General features: G+C 54.0%; 2 protein-coding genes. One reads left to right on the forward strand and one right to left on the reverse strand.

Features of this window, described 5'->3' with window-relative positions; translation table 11 throughout:
- Window positions 1-431, reverse strand: a 431-nt coding sequence (locus tag ADICEAN_RS20635) for an SDR family oxidoreductase (protein ID WP_040398684.1), incomplete at its 3' end; no start/stop codon positions are given.
- A gap of 309 nt (window positions 432-740) precedes the next feature.
- Between ADICEAN_RS20635 and ADICEAN_RS20640 the strand changes: the two genes are divergently transcribed.
- Complete coding sequence (locus tag ADICEAN_RS20640) at window positions 741-1,994, forward strand: metallophosphoesterase (protein ID WP_040398686.1); 1,254 nt, start codon at window positions 741-743, stop codon at window positions 1,992-1,994.
- Window positions 1,995-2,016: the final 22 nt, after the last annotated feature.

The raw sequence follows: 2,016 nt of genomic DNA on the forward strand, positions 1-2,016 counted from the left end.
TAGGGGATGCCGCTTTCCCGGATCAGGCGGGTAGCCCGTTGTTTGAGATCAAATACCCACCAGTTGAAATTGTCCATGCCCTGGTAGTGCTGCACCAGCGAGGCCAGGTAGCCAATGCGCTGAATGCCGGCGGCGCGGGCCAGCGGCAGCAAGGTCTGCAGGCCTTCATTTTCGGTATGAAAGCCGGTTCTACGCTCACCCGGGCGTACCGACAGGTTCAGGTAAACTCCTTCCATGCCTTCCAGGGCCTGTTCTATATCAATGGGATTTCTCAAATCTCCCCTGAACAGGCTTACCTCATCGGGCAGTAGCTGCTGGGCTCTATGCTCGTTGCGCACCAGGGCAGTGACCGAAAATCCGGCCTTTAGCAATTCACCCACCACAGGCTGCCCCAGCATGCCCGTAGCTCCAATTACCAGTATCTTTTTCATAGATGCCCAGCCACTATATTTCTGGCAAGTATACCCTTAAAAATGGAAAAAGTACACCGAATGTAGGGTAATGAGCATATTCGTAGCTCCTGTACCGGCAGGTTTTGCCTGTTGCAGCCCACAGCTAGCAGCAAGGAAGCGTTTCAAATGAGAGCTTTGTAGCTGCTGCTTCAGTTTCCCTGCTCGTTTGTTGATCTAAAAGCAGCCTGTTTACGTTAGCTTGTAGGGTTGTGTAAGCCGCTGTCATTTAGTTCCTGATTGCAAAGCTGGTAGCAGTACTGGCCCGTTACTTCCAACTTAAACACCTGCATGCGTACGTTTATTCTTGTTATGGCAGTACTCTCCCTGCTGCTTGTCTGGTATAATTTTCAGGGTATTCAACAATTGGCGGCCAACTGGCGGGCCAGTGCCAGAAAAGGGTTCTATCTGGCGTACTGGCTCTTTTTTGTGGGCTTTCTGGGGCTGTTTGGCTACGCCTTTTATGTACGCTTCACTACCGACCATACCACCCCCTTCATTCAATGGGTGATCAATGCTTTTCTAACCCTGCTGGTGACCCAGCTCTGCTTTGCCCTGGTGTTGCTGGCAGAGGATGTGGTGCGGCTTAAAATAGCCCTCTTTCGCTGGCTGAGGTCCCCCTGGCAGGCGCCTGCCGAACGCCCTGAGTCCCCCATGCCGGGCAGGCGTAAATTTATCAGCCAGCTGGCCTTGCTGGTAGCTGCGCTGCCCTTCACCTCCTTTGTCTATGGCATTGTGCGGGGCAAGTATAAGTATACCCTGCACCGGCAGGTTCTCTATTTTAACGATCTGCCGCCGCAGTTTGATGGCTTTACCATTACCCAGCTATCCGATATCCATTCGGGCAGTTTTACCGACCCCCAGGCCGTACAGGAGGGCATACAGCTGGCCATTGAGCAGCAGTCTGACCTGTTTGTGTTCACCGGCGATCTGGTTAACGACCAGGCCAGTGAGATTGAACCTTATATGAAGGCTTTTGCGCAGATCAAAGCCCCCTTTGGACAGTATGCCATCCTGGGCAATCATGATTACGGCATGTATGCCGAGTGGAACAGCCGAGAAGAAGAGCAGGCCAACCTGGAGCAGCTTAAGCAAAACATTGGCCGTATGGGCTGGGGCCTGCTGCTGGATGAGCACATAGCCCTGGAAAAAGACGGGGCCACCATCCACCTGCTGGGAGTAGAGAACTGGGGCAGGGGCTTTATTGAAAAAGGAGACCTGGACAAAGCCCTGCAGGGGGTTGCATCCGATTCCTTCAAAATTCTGCTTTCGCACGACCCCTCGCACTGGACAGAAGTGGTGCGTCACCATCCGGCCCATATTCACCTGACCCTCTGTGGGCATACCCATGGCATGCAGGTGGGCATAGAAACCCCACTGGTAAAGTGGAGCCCGGTCCAATACCGCTACCGGTACTGGGCCGGCCTGGCCCAGGAGCTGGGCAAAATGCTGTATGTGAACAGGGGCTTTGGCTTTATAGGTTTTTCAGGAAGGGTGGGTATCTGGCCCGAGATAAGCGTGCTGGAGCTCAGGCGCAGGGTATAGGGGAGCAGGCACAAACGGCCGC

This window comes from Cesiribacter andamanensis AMV16, from assembly GCF_000348925.1.
GTDB lineage: Bacteria > Bacteroidota > Bacteroidia > Cytophagales > Cyclobacteriaceae > Cesiribacter > Cesiribacter andamanensis.

Excerpts from the sequence above, each read along its gene's own strand:
- ADICEAN_RS20640 (WP_040398686.1), top strand. The coding sequence starts at position 741 with ATGCGTACGTTTATTCTTGTTATGGCAGTACTCTCCCTGCTGCTTGTC.